Genomic DNA, 15,538 nt, shown 5'->3' with positions numbered 1-15,538 from the left:
TCTTCGACTCAACGCTCACGCAAAGCGCCCTGCTTTGCTCTTAGAATGGGTTTGAGCAGGTAGTCCAGCACCGTTTTCTTGCCGGTGATGATGTCTACCCCCGCCTGCATACCCGGAATAATCCGAAGCGGTGCCTGCTCGCTGCCCAAAAAGCTCTCTTTGGTGCGGATGGTGGCCAGGAAAAAGGTGTTGCCGTCATCGTCCTGAATGGAATCGGCGCTGATTTTTTCCACCTCGCCCACCAGGCCTCCATAAATAGTGAAATCATAGGCGGTGAACTTGACCATGGCCTCCAGCCCCGGCCGCAGGAAGCCGATGTCGCGGGGCTCAATGCGCGCCTCCACCAACAGGGTGTCTTCCAGCGGCACGATTTCCACCAGGCTCACCCCCGGCTGCACCACTCCGCCCACCGTGTTCACGCTCAGGGTCTTGACCGTGCCCTTGACCGGCGACAGCACAGAAGTGCGCGTGACCCTGTCCTGCAGGCCCACCTCGCCGGCCTTCAGCCGGGCCAGCTGGCCGCGCCGTTCGTTCAGTTGCTGCTGCGCCTCGGAACGGAAGCCGAGGGCCACTTCCTTGCGCTTGAAGATGGTTTCCTTAAGGGTGGCCTCCAGCTTGGGCAACAGCAGCCGGGCCGACTCCAGCTCGCCCTGCAGTTCGTTGAGCTGACGCTCCAGGCGCAGAATTTCCACCTGCGGCACTATGCCTTCCCGGGCCAGAGGCCGGCTCATGTTGACCTCGCGGGCGGCCAGCCCCACCCCCCGGCCCAGGGTGCGCACCTTGGCCCTGGTTTCCACAATTTCCTGCTCGCGCTGCTGGATCTGGTTGCCGAAAATCGACAGCTGGTTTTTCACAAACTCGAGCCGCTCGTTATAAAGCGAACGCTGAATGGCGGGCTGCTGGGGGAACTGCTCTGTAAACTCGTGGGGAAACACCAGCTCCGCCGGTGTGACCTGCACCTGCTCGCGCCAGCCAGAATCCTCCGCCTCCCGCACCTGAATGGACGCCACCTGGGCTTCCAGCCGAAGCACATCGCCCTGCAGCGCGGCAATTTCCTGCTCGCGCTCGCGCAGATCCGACCTGAAACGGGTGTCGTCGATCAGCAACAGGGGTTGCCCCTGCTCCACCTGCTGGCCCTCACGCACATACAGCTCGCGCACTATGCCCCCTTCCAGGTTCGACACCACCTGCAACTGGCTGGAGGGGATCACGGTGCCGTTGCCGGAAGTTACCTCCTCCAGCTCGGCAAAGCGGGCCCACACAATGGCCGCCAGCACAAAGGCCAGCATGCACCACAGCAGCGCCCGGGCTCCCCTGGGCGTGTTGAGCAGCACGGCGGCGGCGGTGTCGCTGGTGTAGTCGAGCTGCTCCGGGGTGGGTTGCCTAGCCATGACTGACCTCCCGCATGGTGACCTGGCCCGCCTGCAACTGCGCCAGCACCCGCTCCTTGGGACCGTCGGCCATCACCCGGCCCTGCTCCAGCACAATGATGCGCTCGGCCACATCGAGCATGGAGGTACGATGCGTAACCAGCAGCAGGGTTCGGCCCGCCCCCAGCCTGTTCAGTTGCTGGCGCACATGCAGCTCGGAGCGGTTGTCCATGTTGGAGGTGGGTTCGTCCATGATCAGCATCACGGGCTCATTCAGCAGGGCCCGGGCGATGGCCACCGCCTGACGCTGGCCGCCCGACAACAGCCGGCCGCCCTCGCCCACCTGACGCTCCAGGCCGTCGGGATCCTGATGGGAAAACAGCGTCACCCCGGCACGTTCGGCGGCCCTGAGCACGGCCTCTTCGTCCGCCAGCGGGTTGGCGATCACAATATTGTCGCGAATGGAGCCGTAAAACAGGGTCACATCCTGAGGTACAAAACCCAGGTTGCGCCTCAGCACCGCCGGTTGCAGCTGGGCAATGTCGATGCCGTCTATGCGAATGGCGCCCTCGGTGGGTTTGTAGAGCCCGGCCACCAGCCGCTCCAGGGTGGTTTTGCCCGAGCCGATGCGGCCGATAATGGCCACCTTTTCGCCGGGCTTGATGTGCAGGCTGACCTCGGTCAGCACATTCTGCTCCGCCCCGGGATAACGAAAGCTCACCCGGTCGAACACTATGTCGCCCTCAAACTCGGGATGATGAATAAAGCGCCGGCCGTCTTCCTGCTCGTCGGGAGCGGCCATGACCTTTTCCAGAATGTCCATGGCCGAGCGGGCGTGGTTATAGCGGGTGGACAGCACCGACAGCTGCACCATGGGCGCAATGGCCCGGCTGCCGAGCATGACAGCGGCAATCAGCCCGCCCATGGACAGCTCGCCGGCAGCAATCAGGTACACCCCCAGCACAATCAGGCTGACCGTGGTGATCTGCTGGGTAACGTTGGCCAGGGTGGAAACACCGTTGGTGAGGCGGCGGGTTTTCATGCCCCAGCTGGCCATGTGGCTTACCGCCTGCTCCCAGCGGTGCTGAAAGGCCCCCTGGGCACCAAACAGCTTGATGGTTTCCAGCCCGGCGATGCCCTCCACCAGATTGGCGTTTTTCTGGGATGCAAGCCTGGAGCCCTCTTCAATGCTGTGGCGCAGCGGACGCTGCACCAGCAGGCTGACCGCCACCAGCAACAGCATGGCCATAAGCGGCGCCCACACCATGTGGCCGGCAAAGAGCCAGATGATGAACAAAAACAGCAGGGCAAAGGGAATGTCGACCAGCGCCGCCACCGTGGCCGAGGTGAGAAACTCGCGAATGGACTCAAATTCCTGCAAGTGCCGGGCAAAGGCGCCGGTGGACGGTGGCCGGGCCTCCATGCGCATGCCCATAACCTTGGCAAAAATGCGGGCGGAGAGCAGCACATCGGCCTTTTTGCCGGCCACGTCGATAAAGTGGCTGCGCAGCAGGCGCATGACAAAGTCGAACACGAACACCACGGCGGCGCCGGTGGCCAGCACCCAGAGCGAGTCGAACGCCAGGTTGGGCACGATTTTGTCGTACACATTCATGGTGAACAGCGGCGTAACCAGGGCGAACAGGTTGATCAGCAGGGAGCCAATCAATACGTCCCGGTAGATGGAGGAAGAGCGGCGCAATGTGCTCCAGAACCAGTGGCCGTGCTCATGATCCAGTACCTGTGGGGAGCGTTCGTCAAAGCGAAAACGGGGTTTGAGCAAGATCACCCGGCCGCTGTAGCTTTTGGCCAGCTGCTCGGTGGGCAGCCACTGCTCACCCTCGCCGGTGTGAGGCAGCATGACCCGGCAGCCACGCGCGTCGCTCACTTCCAGCAGCACGCAGGCGCCACCGTTTTTCAGCAGCAGAATGCAGGGCAGCAGCAGCTCGGAAATATTCTCAAGGGGGGAAACATCCTGGCGGGAGGAAAAGCCGGCGCGATGGGCGGCGCGGGAGAACAGGGCAACGGTCAGCCGGCCATCGGCCAGGGGCAGGCCATTGACCAGGGCCTCGCCCTGATGGGGCTGCCCGTAAAACCGGGTGAGAAACACCAGGCTTTGCAACAACGGACAAATGCGCGCGTTTGCATCCTGCATACCCATAACTGCTCCATGTGGAAGCGCCTGAATCTTATTCTAGTGAAGTTATGGAAATGCGGCTAAAAATCGAACGATTGGTGCGCCCAGGGCGCTGGGGATGGTAGCGGAGGGTTAACAGGAAGGGCTGGTGAATTGTCGGTGGGCTTTGCAGCCTGTGGGCTCCAACATCGTCATGTAACATTGGAGCCCAGATTCGATACGTTAAGCCCGTAACCCGGCTGCTTCTGGTCGTTTCAGCATGGCGTAAATGGCGACCACGGTCAGAGCGTAACACCCGGATATCACATTGCCCTGTAACGGTGCCTCACTGATGCCATACACCATAAAACCGGCAACAAAGGTCACCCCGGCGGCTGCCAGTGCTTTTTCCTTGCCACAGGTACTCATGGCCTTGCGCAGAAAAATTACCCCGGGCACCAGAAACAACATAAACAAAGCAGTAATACCCAACAGCCCTCTTCCGGCCAGCACTTCAAAATACTCACTGTGAGCATGCCCGCGCGACACTGTTAACACCTGGGGAATAACCACACCATCATCCACCAGTTGAGCGTTCAGTGCTTCACGTTGGTTGTAATTCAAGCCGTACAGCGGACTTTGCCTGAATGCCTCAATGGCCGCCTTCCACAGCTCCAGACGGAGTCCGCTGGACGTGTATGCCTTGCTGGCATCACCGCTCTCATAGTTGACCAGTTCGTTGATCAGCACATCAAAACGTTGCTGTACCTGAGGCACGACCATGTAGCTGGCGGCAGGCATGGAAATGGTGGCCACAGTCACCAGAATGAGCAGCTTTGCACCCAGCTCCTTTCTGTACAGAACAATCAGCAGCACAGCCAGCACAGGCACGGCAATATAGGCGCCACGGGTACCGGTGAGTACCATGGAAAACATGGCCAGAGCGAAGCCAACAAAAGCGAAAAACTTCCATCTTGCACGTTCAAAAAAAATCATGCCGGAAAACGACAGAAACGCCAATGAACAGGCAAGGTAGCCAAAATTAATGCTGTAAAGAAAGCCGTCAGCCCTGGGCATTCCTGCATAAAAATACTGATAAACTGCAAGGACAAAGGAGCTGATGCAGCCCACTACTGCTCCGCCAAACAGCCAACTCGCTTTGGGAGGGGTTTTAAGCAGCAGCCACAATATAGGTACGACCAGTAAGAAGCGCAACGAGAGATCGAGGTAACGCCCTCTAAATCCGTCGCTTACAAAAGGCGGCAGCACCGTTAAAAACATGAACACAAAAGAGAAAACAAGCAACTTGTCGGTATGATTCAGCTCGGGTTTATCCTTATCCCGAAACAAAAAAAACAGCGCCACCAGCAGCAGCATGACAAATGCAGCCACTGAGCCGCCCGGTGTTGACAGCAGTAACGCCAACGATAAAAACACCATCAATGAGATGAAGTTATTGTTATCAATCAGTTTTTTTATATTCATCAGTTCAGCTTCAGCCTTTTTATTAACAACACCACGTGCTCGCTCTTTATAACCATGGCCAAGCAACCAGACACTCCTCAAACCCACGACATCCTAACTTAAATGAATACAACAGGCAGCACTGGAGAACTGCCTGCATCCACAGTCAGCTCCAGTGTTTAATCTGCGCCAACAGGCCGTTGGTAGCGCTGTCGTGGCCATCGGTCACACCGTTTGCCAGATCGTCAATTAATTTTGCGGCCAGTTTCTTGCCCAGCTCCACGCCCCACTGATCAAAACTGTTAATGTTCCAGAGCACACCCTGCACAAAGGTTTTGTGTTCATACATGGCAATCAACGCGCCCAGGTTATAGGGGCTCAGCTCATCGCACAACATTACCGTGCAGGGGCGGTTGCCGGGCATTACCTTATACGGTGCCAGGCGAGCAATGGCCTCGGTACTGTACCCTTCGGCCGCCAGCTCGGCTTCTACCTGCTCGCGTGACTTGCCAAAGGCCATGGCCTGGGCCTGGGCCAGCATGTTCGCCAGCAGCTTGCGCTGGTGCTCGGGGTACGGGTAGGCAGAGCGGGCAAAGCCAATAAACTCCGCCGGCACCACCACACTGCCCTGGTGCAGCAACTGAAAAAACGCATGCTGGCCATTGGTGCCCACCTCACCCCACACCACCGGGCCGGTGGCATGGTCAAGCGGCTGGCCGGCGTTGTTTACGCCCTTGCCGTTCGACTCCATGTTCAGCTGCTGCAAAAAGGCAGGAAAACGCTTGAGCTGCTGGCTGTAGGGGAACACCCCCTCACTCTGCAGCCCCAGCACGTTGATGTTCCAGATGCTGAGCAGCGCCAGCTGCACCGGAATGTTGTGCTCAAAGGGGGTGTGGCGCAAGTGCTCATCCATGGCATGGGCGCCCGCCAGCAACTGCTGAAAACGCTCAAACCCCAGCGCCAGGGCAATGGGCAGGCCAATGGCGGACCACAGCGAAAAGCGGCCACCCACCCAGCTCCAGAAGCGGAACATGTTCGCTTCATCAATGCCAAAGGCCGTTACCGCTTCAGTGTTGGTGGACACCGCCACAAAGTGCCGGGCAATGTGTTGCTCGCTGCCACAGGCCGCCAGCAGCCAGGCCCGTGCGGCGCGGGCGTTGGTCATGGTTTCGTCGGTGGTAAAGGTTTTTGACGAGATCACAAACAGAGTGGTGGCCGGGTTCAGCCCCGCCAGCACACTACCCAGCTGGGCACCGTCCATGTTCGACACAAAATGTGCCCGCAGGCCCTGATCCTGATAAGGCACCAGCGCTTCCACCACCATGGCAGGGCCAAGGTCGGAGCCACCAATGCCAATGTTGACCACATCACGAATGGGCTGGCCAGAGAACCCTCGCCAGTCGCCGCTATGCACTTGCTGACAAAAGGCCTGAATGCGCGCAAGCTCGGCATGCACCTTGGGCACCACGTTCTCGCCCTTGTGCTCCAACACAGCGCCGGGCGGCATGCGCAACGCCGCGTGCAGCGCCGCCCGGCCCTCGGTGTGGTTGAAGCGGTTATCGGCAAACAGCGCTTCAATGGCAGTCTTAAGCCCCATGTCGTGCGCCAGCCGGCACAACAACGCCCGCACCTCGACCGACCAGTGCTGGCGCGACAGGTCCACCCGCAACTGCTCGCCAAACCCCAGGCTGAACTGCTCAAAGCGATTGGACTCTGCGGCAAACCGCTGCGCCAGACTGATGGCCTGCTCTTTTTGTTTTAACTGCTGCAGGGCCATAAAAGCCGGCTGCCGGACTAAAGACGTCATTCTATCCCACTGTTTTTTATTAAATTTTACTTTCACACTTGAGGTGTGAGGTGTGAAGAGTGAGGTGTGAGCAAACAATGACATCTGTTTTACCTCCTCACTCTTCACCCCTCACTCCTCACCTGTCCTGTATCCGCAAGGATTCTGCGACTGCCAGCGCCAGGCGTCGGTCATCATTTGCTCAAGGCCCCGCTCGGCTTGCCAGCCCAGCTCCCGCAAGGCCTTGGACGGATCCGACCAGCACTCGGCAATGTCGCCGGGGCGGCGGGGAGCAATGGCATAAGGCACACTCCGGCTGCTAGCCTGCTCAAAGGCCTTAACCATTTGCAGCACCGAATAACCCTGGCCGGTGCCCAGATTGTAAATGCTTACGCCATCCTGCTTTGCAATGCGCTCCAGTGCCTTGAGGTGGCCCAGGGCCAGGTCCACCACATGAATGTAATCACGCACGCCGGTGCCATCGGGCGTGGGGTAATCGTTACCAAACACCGCCAGCTGCTTAAGCCGGCCTACCGCCACCTGAGTGATATAGGGCAACAGGTTATTGGGAATGCCGTTCGGGTCTTCTCCAATCAGGCCAGACTCATGCGCCCCCACCGGATTGAAATAACGCAGCAGGGCAATGGCCCAGCGCGGGTCCGACCTGCTCACATCCTGCAACACTCGCTCCACCATCAGCTTGGAGGTGCCATACGGATTAGTAGTGCCGCCCACGGCAAAGTCTTCGGTAATGGGCATGTGCTGCGGCTCGCCATACACGGTAGCCGACGAGCTGAACACCAGCTTAAACACGCCGGCACGGCGCATGGCTTCCACCAGCACCAGGGTGCCGTTTACGTTGTTGTCGTAATACTCAAGCGGCTTTTGCACACTCTCGCCCACCGCCTTCAGCCCGGCAAAATGCACCACCGCATCAATGGTGTGCCCGGAAAACAACTGCTCCAGCAGGGCCGAGTCGCGAATATCCCCTTTCACAAAGGGCACCACCTTGCCGGTGATTTGCTCCACCCGCGTTAGCGATTCGGAACAAGAGTTGGACAGATTATCCAGCACCAGCACACTGTTGCCGGCGTTCAGCAGCTCCACCACAGTGTGAGAGCCAATATACCCGGCTCCGCCGGTTACCAGAATGGTCATTGTTTATCTCTTTTTATTAATGGAAATAAGCACTCACGAATTTTCCGGTGATGCGAAGATAAGTGCAGCGTTGCCGCTTCGCGGGAATGACGGCCAATGCGAGCAGCGCTAATACGGGCAAGCTGCCCTCATCCAGAGACAAGGCCCGCTCTCCACCAAGCAACTCAAAACAACTTGGCGCCGGGCGCTTGTAGCTGGGCGCTAACCACCAGGAACTACCACCTCTGTTTCCGGCAGCAACTCCTTCAACCGCGCCTGCAACGCCGCTTTGGCATTGGCCTCGCCGTGTATCAGGCGTATCTGCTCAGGCGGCGTGTTAATGCCGGTGGCAAAGTTTATCAAATCCTCCTTGCCGGCGTGGGCCGAATAGCCGCTCACCTGGTGCACTCGCACCCGAATGGTGAAACGTTCGCCATCCAGTTCCACCCAGCCTTCTTTCGGCCCGTATTCCAGAATGTCCCGCCCCGGGGTGCCTTCGGCCTGGTAACCCACAAACAACACATCGTTGCGCGGGTCATTCAGCAACGCTTTCAAGTAATTCACCACTCGGCCGCCGGCGCACATGCCCGAGCCCGCCAGCACCACGCAAGGCTTGTGGGAGCGGGCCAGGTAGCCCACTGCATTAAGATGATCGTTATGGGCATTCACCACCGTTAACTGCTCAAACGACAGCGGATGCCGCCCCTCGCTTACCCGCTCCCGGGCTTCCTCATTCCAGAACGGCTTGAGCTCACGGTAAAGCTGAGTGAAATTGGCCGCCAGGGGCGAATCTACTACTACCTCCAGCTCGTTCCAGGGCAGGCCCGGCGCCGCCTGCTCGCCACCGAACTCGGCAATCAGACTTTCCAGCTCATAAAGCAGGTCTTGGGTGCGCCCCAGGCTAAAGGCCGGGATCAGCAAGGTGCCTCCGTCTTCCAGCGCGTGCTCCACCGCCGCCTTCAGCCGCAGGCGGCGATCAATCCGGCTTTCATGGTTTTTATCACCGTAGGTGCTTTCCAGCACCAGCACATTGCAGCGCTCGGGTGGTGCCGGCGCCACCAGCAGCGGCGAATGAGGGGCGCCCAAATCGCCGCTAAACACCACCCGCTGGCCAGCCATCTCACACTCCACATAGGCCGAGCCCAGAATATGCCCGGCCCGCTGCAGCCGAATGGCAATGTTACTGCCCTCTACTTGCTGCCACTGGCCGTAAGGCAAAGGCCGCAGCTTTGACGCCAGCAGCTTGAGCACCCGGTGAATAAGCTGCTCATTGCGGGTGAAGCCGATTCTAAGCGCATCTTCCAGCATGGCCGGCAACAACAAGGCGGAAGGCTGCGAGCAATAGATGGGCCCGTCAAACCCCGCCGCCAGCAGGTAAGGCAGCCGGCCCACGTGGTCGATATGCACATGAGTAACCACCAGCGCCTTGATGTGCGCAATATCAAAGTCGATGGAAAGCTCGCGCTTGCCTTCAAGCCCCTGAAACAGACCGCAGTCAATTAAAATACCGGCATTGCCCGCCCGCAGTTCATGACACGAGCCGGTAACGCCGTTCACCACCCCATGATACAAAATCTCCAGTCACTTGGTCATGTTCTCTCCTTGTTGTTGTATTCCGTTGTAGGCACGGCTTCAGCCGCCGCTGAAAGCGGGCAAACCATGCTGCATGTGATACCGTTTCCCCGCTAAAGCGTGGCCTACAACATACACGGAAGACCATAGCCCGCAAAAAACAAAAATGCCCGTTGTCACATCAAACAACGGGCATTGGTGTCTACACAATATACAGGATTTAAGTGCCTGTCGGCGCTAATACGGGCCGACGGCCCGCACTCCAAAATTCCAGGACCGCTCAAAGCAACTGGGCGCCGGGCGCTTAACGCTGGGCGCTACAAAGCCAGCGCCACTACCTTGTTTTCATTCCCGGTTTCAGCGGTCTGGCTTTGCTGCCACACCAGGTCGCAAATACCATCCTGAGGGTTAAACGCCGTGGGGGCCTGCAGCAGCAGCTCACGAATACGGGGCTGGTTATATTGCTCACAAGCAGTGTTCAGCTCCTGCAACAAAGCGGCCATGTCCTGCCAGGGCAGATGCACCTCATGAGCGGTGCGAATACGCGGATGGGCGGTGGGCAGCTCATTGCCGCCGATCAGCAGCTCTTCATACAGCTTCTCCCCGGGGCGCAGACCGGTAACCTTGATTTCTATATCGCCGTCCGGGTGTTTGGCATCTTTTACCTCATAACCCATTAACCGCACCATTTTGCGGGCAAGGTCGATAATCTTGACCGGCTCGCCCATATCCAGCACAAACACATCGCCGCCCTTACCCATGGCGCCGGCTTGGATAACCAGCTGAGCTGCCTCGGGAATGGTCATAAAATAGCGGGTAATGTCTTCGTGAGTAAGGGTGATGGGCCCGCCAGCGCGGATCTGCCGCTTGAACAATGGCACCACAGAGCCAGAAGAGCCCAGCACATTGCCAAAACGCACCATACAAAAGCGGGTGTTGCTCTGGCGCAGCGCCAACCCCTGCAGCACCAGCTCGGCCAGGCGCTTGCTGGTGCCCATTACATTGGTGGGGCGCACTGCCTTATCGGTAGAGATAAGCACAAAGGTTTCCACCCCGCAGTTAATGGCCGCTTCCGCCGCCCGCCAGGTGCCGAACACATTGTTGCGTACCCCCTCCACCACGTTGTATTCCACCAGCGGCACATGCTTGCAGGCTGCAGCGTGATACACGGTGTGCACCCCAAAAGCCTGCATTACCGCTTCCAGCCGGTTTTGCCGTTGTACCGAGGCCATAATTGGCACAATACGCACCGGGCAGCCGGCCTTACGGCACATGCCACTCAGCTCCTGATCAATTTGGTACAGGGCATATTCCGACATTTCAAACAGCACCAGAGTCGTTGGCCCCTGCTGCACTATTTGCCGGCACAGCTCGGAGCCAATAGAGCCTCCGGCCCCGGTAACCATCACCACCTTGCCGTGAATGTTAGCGCCAATCAGCTCGGGAAAAGGCTCCACCGGATCCCGCCCGAGCAGGTCTTCCACATTCACTTCGTGCAGCTCACTCAGCTTGGCCTTGCCGCTGACCAAATCGGCCATACCGGGAATGGTAAGAATATCCACAGGCAGCTCTTCCAGGCTGTCTACAATTTCGCGCCGGCGCTGACGGCTGATGCTGGGCATGGCCAGCAGCAGCTTTTGTGCACCAAAGCGCTCCACCAGCCAAGGCAACTGATCAGGTGCATAAACCGTTAATCCTTGCAGCAGGGCCTTTTGTAGACCAACATTGTCATCCACAAAGGCCACAGCCCGATATTCATTTCCATGGCTGAGCGAGGTATTCAGCTGACGGCCCGAAGCGCCAGCACCGTAGATAATGACCGGAGTTTTTTGTCTTTTGGTACTTTGGTTATACAGTGCCCGCCCCATGGTACGAGCACCACCACACAGCAGCAACGCCAGCGATGCATAAATAATGGGCACAGAGCGGGGCAAAAAGGCGTGAAAGTAGTAAGCTGCCAGCACCATGGCTATGGCCGAGACCGCTACTCCTCCCAGCATCACCATGGTAGCGTGATGCCCCAGGTAACGGAGCACCGCCCGGTAAAGACCAAAGCGAACAAAACACAGCAGCGTAACCGGCACCATGGTTGCCAGCACCAGCCAGTGCCGGAACGAGCCCAGCAGGCTGGAGCTGTCCAGCCGCAGCAGATAAGCCGCCCAGAACGCCAGCGAAATAAACAGCGTATCCAGCAGCAGGCTGATAATGCGCTTTACCGAGCGAGGCTGTTGAAACAGCCAGTGAATGGCCTGATGGATCATGCAATATCCCGTTGGTGTATTGTTATTTCAGCTTTTTACCCGATCGCCACTGCCCTTGCCGGACACGGTAAGCAGTATGTAACGAAAATAATCCTTAACCGACAGCGACTGGAGCATTTTTTGATCCGTCTCGGCCAGTAGCTCGGGGGTGGACATGTCAATTTCATTCACCTGTGCCAGGCCGGTAATGCCGGGGCGCACATTATACACGCCACGAGCGGCACGGGCAGCCGTTAGCTCTTCCTGATTAAACAGGCCGGGTCGTGGCCCCACCAGGCTCATTTCGCCTTTCAGCACGTTCCACAATTGAGGCAGTTCATCCAGCTTGGTGCGGCGCAAAAAATGGCCAAAGGGCGTAATGGAAGAAGCACTTGCCAGGTGAGACGCCACGGAAGCGGTGTCCACCTTCATGGTGCGAAACTTCACCAAGGTAAAGGGCTTTTGGTGACGCCCCACCCGCACCTGGCGGAAAATGGGCGAGCCGGTATCAAAAAAGCCGATAACGGTAAGCAACAGCAGCACCGGAAAGCCGCACACCAGCCCCAGCAGTGAAAATACAATATCAAACAACCGAATCATCAAAACACCTTTTTAATCCTTGCTCCACCGACAGCGGCGGCACCCAGCCCAATAACTCACGAGCCTTGGAAATATCCACCTGCAGCGAACCCAGCAACCGCTGTGCCATGGCTTTTTTACCCAGCAGAGTGGCCCCAGACTGCAGCAAGCCCGACGGCACCGGAAGCAACCGGCACGGCTTGCCCGCAGCATTGGCCACCCCGCGCAACAGATCCGTGGTCGACAAGTCTTCTCCGTCGCCGGCCAGAAACACCTGATTGGCCGCCGCAGGATGATCAATGCAGGTGATAATAAGGTCAACCAGATTATCCAGCGCCACCAGCGAGCGCTGGTTATTAATGGCACCCAGTGGCAAAGGCAGGCCTTTTTCAACCAGCTTGACCATGCTGGCAAAATTGCCTTTAACGCCCGGCCCGTAAACCAGCGGCGGGCGAATAATCACCACCTCCATGCCGGTTTCGGCGGCCAGTTGCTGCAGACCCTGTTCGGCTTCATGTTTGGAAATGCCATAGGCATCTTCCGGTGCCGGTAGATCTTCTGCGGTAAAGGGCTGGCCCAATGGTGTTTGCTCACCATTCACCTTGATGGAGCTGATAAAAATGAAACGCTTCACCCCTGCCACCGTAGCCTGTCGGGCAAGGTTAAGCGTGCCCTCCACATTCACCTTGCGGTATTCCGTCAGCGGATTGGCCACTTCGTCTTTCATAATGTGAGCGCGGGCAGCGGCGTGGATAACGACTTGTTGATCCGCCAGGGCTGTAGTCCAGTTGGTGTTACTGTTGAAATCGCCAACTATAAAGTTATGAGAGTTAATAAAGCTTGTATTATTGCGCAGGGCTGCGCTCACATAATAGTCAGGAAGATTCATCAACTGCTGATGTAAAGCCTTGCCAACAAACCCGGTAGCACCAGTTAAGATAACGTTATCAACCATAATTTATTCCATTTTTTTTCATAATATCCACATCATGATTGTTGATAAAAATTACACACTGGAATTCCTGCGCAAGCCCATCAAATCCATCAACCTTACATTAACCTGATCAACATCAAATCTTTTTTGAGCCATAGCATGGCTGTTACTTCCCATGCGTACAATTTCGCTGTTATTTTCAATAAAATAAGTCATTTTTTCCGCGAGAGCCACTTCATCCCATGGCGGTACAAGGAAGCCATTAACTCCATCTTCTACTGTTTCGCGACAGCCGGGAACATCTGTAGTAATTACTGCACGACCAATAGCCATTGCTTCCTGTGTACTACGTGGAAATCCTTCACGATAAGATGGCAATACAAATACATGTGAATTGGTTATCCATTCATGAACATTGTCTACATACCCCGGATAGGTAATAACCCCTTCATCAATAACAGCTTGCAGCTGTGATGATGTGAGTGCAGCTGGATTCTCCGGATCGAGCCCTCCCAGAACAAAAAATTCGGCATTAGGATAACGCTGCTTTACCAGGCGCGCAGCAGCCAAATACTCAAAAATTCCTTTTTCACCAAGTAGACGGGCAATAAAAACAAACCTGACACCATCATCATCTACCGTAACAGGGTGCGCAGGGTATTCATTCAACTTCAGCCCTATAGGCCCCAGCACATGCAACTTGCTTTTTTGTATAATTGCCGTTTTACTCAGATCAGCAGGGTCATCCTGATTTAAAAAAAACACTTTTCTTGCAAACTGATAGCTTATGCTTGCCAGCCCTCCCTGTATCAGCTGCAATACTCGTTTTTTAAAAGTAAATCCTCTTTTAGTTGGAGTATGTATAAAACCCAAGCCTTCCAGCAAGGCATACCGATGGGGTACATTGGCTAACCTGGCAGCCAGAGTGGCATAAATAGATGGTTTAACAAAAAAACTGAACACATAGTCAATTTTCAGCTTTTTTAGTGTTTGAGAAAGTTTAACAATATCAGAGATATCTTTAAGAGGGTTCATGCCTGCTCGACTGAGGGAGTACTCAACAGGAATTGCACCTAATGACTCCACCCTTTTCCTTGACTCTTCATTATAGTTGGTGGCAAAGGCATAAACTGTATAACCGGCACCAACCAGTTCAATAATGAAGTCTTTTCTAAATATCAATATCCCTGGTGAAACATCTTGTGAAACAATGGCAAAATTCAAAACCACCTCCCAGTCATCATTTGCCACCGCCAACAGAAGTCAACTCTAGATAAATATTCTCCCAATCACTAACCACTGTATCCAGTGAAAAGTGATTAAGAATACGCTGACGCCCGGCTAAACCAAGTTGAAACCGTTCCTCTGTTGTCATTTTCATAATTTCAGTCATTGCAGCGGCTAACGCTTCATGATTTCGAACTGGAACCAAACGCCCGAAGTTGCCTCCACTTCCCACAATTTCACCGGGCCCCCCGCTGTCTGTCACCACAACAGGAAGGGATGTAGCCATGGCTTCGGCGACAACAAGCCCGTAACCTTCCCAGGCTGAAGACAACACAAACCCATCGACCTGGCGATAAAGTTCATCAACGTCATTTCTTACACCTAAAAAACTGACCCTCTCACCAAGTGACAACCGTTCAACCATCTCTTCCAACTCTCCCTGAAGAGGCCCCTTCCCGGCAATCAATAACTTCCCTGTTGACAGCAGGGAAAAAGCCTCAAGCAGTGTTGGATAATCTTTCTGTTCGGCTAAGCGCCCCACAGCTAGCCAAGTAAATACTTGTGATTTAGATTCAACATTAACTTCAACTTCACTTGGGGAAAAACGCTCTGTATCTATTCCATTAAAAATAGTTCGAGTATTTGAAATCGGAAATACCTTATCACTCAAAAAGCGACGCGTAGCTGACTCACTAACTGTCGTATTCAGATGACTTAAAGGATTGGTCAAACGATAGACCCAGTCTCTTAATTTTCCTCCTTCTGTAGTGTTATGAGCTGTAGTCACAAGTCTAATTTTAGGTGATAGTAAGCGTGACAAGCGTGCCATTATATTTGCATGCACCATATGGCCATGTAAAACATCTGGACATTCAGCGCTCAACAACTTCCCAAGCTTAAAAAGAGCACGCGGGAAGTCAAATGCACTTTTCATATTCAAGCTGATCACAGGAATATCCATGGCGGTCAGTTTGTCTACAAAAGCCAGAGGGGGTGTTAATGATATAATTCTAACCTTATGCCCTCTACATTTAAGTCGCTCCAGTAAGGAAACCACCTGAATTTCAGCGCCCCCATAGTCCAGACCGGTAATTAAAAAGTCAATACGCACAA

The 15,538-nt window shown here is 55.8% G+C and carries 11 protein-coding genes; all 11 read right to left on the bottom strand.

What is annotated here, in order from left to right:
* Positions 1-8: 8 nt before the first annotated feature.
* Positions 9-1,391 (bottom strand): HlyD family type I secretion periplasmic adaptor subunit, encoded by a 1,383-nt coding sequence (locus tag PU634_RS03945; RefSeq protein WP_306762762.1) that lies wholly within the window; start codon positions 1,389-1,391, stop codon positions 9-11.
* Positions 1,384-3,525, bottom strand: coding sequence for a type I secretion system permease/ATPase (locus PU634_RS03940; protein WP_306762761.1), 2,142 nt, complete (start codon positions 3,523-3,525; stop codon positions 1,384-1,386). Before PU634_RS03940 ends, PU634_RS03945 begins: the two co-directional genes overlap by 8 nt.
* Before the next feature lie 204 nt (positions 3,526-3,729).
* Positions 3,730-5,037, bottom strand: a complete 1,308-nt coding sequence (locus PU634_RS03935; protein WP_306762760.1) for an O-antigen ligase family protein — start codon at positions 5,035-5,037, stop codon at positions 3,730-3,732.
* Positions 5,038-5,116: 79 nt separating this feature from the next.
* Positions 5,117-6,757 (bottom strand): glucose-6-phosphate isomerase, encoded by a 1,641-nt coding sequence (pgi, locus tag PU634_RS03930; protein WP_306762759.1) that lies wholly within the window; start codon positions 6,755-6,757, stop codon positions 5,117-5,119.
* A gap of 111 nt (positions 6,758-6,868) precedes the next feature.
* Entirely contained in the window at positions 6,869-7,894 is a 1,026-nt protein-coding gene (galE, locus tag PU634_RS03925) for a UDP-glucose 4-epimerase GalE (protein WP_306762758.1), read from the bottom strand.
* Between the two features lie 201 nt (positions 7,895-8,095).
* Positions 8,096-9,445, bottom strand: coding sequence for an MBL fold metallo-hydrolase (locus tag PU634_RS03920; RefSeq protein WP_306762757.1), 1,350 nt, complete (start codon positions 9,443-9,445; stop codon positions 8,096-8,098).
* 317 nt (positions 9,446-9,762) lie between these two features.
* Positions 9,763-11,706: a polysaccharide biosynthesis protein gene (locus tag PU634_RS03915; protein WP_306762756.1), complete on the bottom strand. Its 1,944-nt coding sequence runs from the start codon at positions 11,704-11,706 to the stop codon at positions 9,763-9,765.
* 27 nt (positions 11,707-11,733) lie between these two features.
* On the bottom strand, positions 11,734-12,285 hold the full coding sequence (locus PU634_RS03910; protein WP_306762755.1) for a sugar transferase: 552 nt from the start codon (positions 12,283-12,285) through the stop codon (positions 11,734-11,736).
* Positions 12,269-13,219, bottom strand: coding sequence for a UDP-glucose 4-epimerase family protein (locus PU634_RS03905; protein WP_306762754.1), 951 nt, complete (start codon positions 13,217-13,219; stop codon positions 12,269-12,271). Before PU634_RS03905 ends, PU634_RS03910 begins: the two co-directional genes overlap by 17 nt.
* Positions 13,220-13,270: 51 nt before the next feature.
* On the bottom strand, positions 13,271-14,422 hold the full coding sequence (locus PU634_RS03900; RefSeq protein ID WP_306762753.1) for a glycosyltransferase family 4 protein: 1,152 nt from the start codon (positions 14,420-14,422) through the stop codon (positions 13,271-13,273).
* A gap of 16 nt (positions 14,423-14,438) precedes the next feature.
* Positions 14,439-15,536 carry a glycosyltransferase gene (locus PU634_RS03895; protein WP_306762752.1) on the bottom strand — a complete coding sequence of 366 codons (1,098 nt, stop codon included), beginning with the start codon at positions 15,534-15,536 and terminating at the stop codon, positions 14,439-14,441.
* Positions 15,537-15,538 lie beyond the last annotated feature (2 nt).

It is taken from the genome of Oceanimonas pelagia, from assembly GCF_030849025.1.
Lineage (GTDB): Bacteria > Pseudomonadota > Gammaproteobacteria > Enterobacterales > Aeromonadaceae > Oceanimonas > Oceanimonas pelagia.
This window is presented reverse-complemented; position numbering and strand designations above follow the sequence as displayed.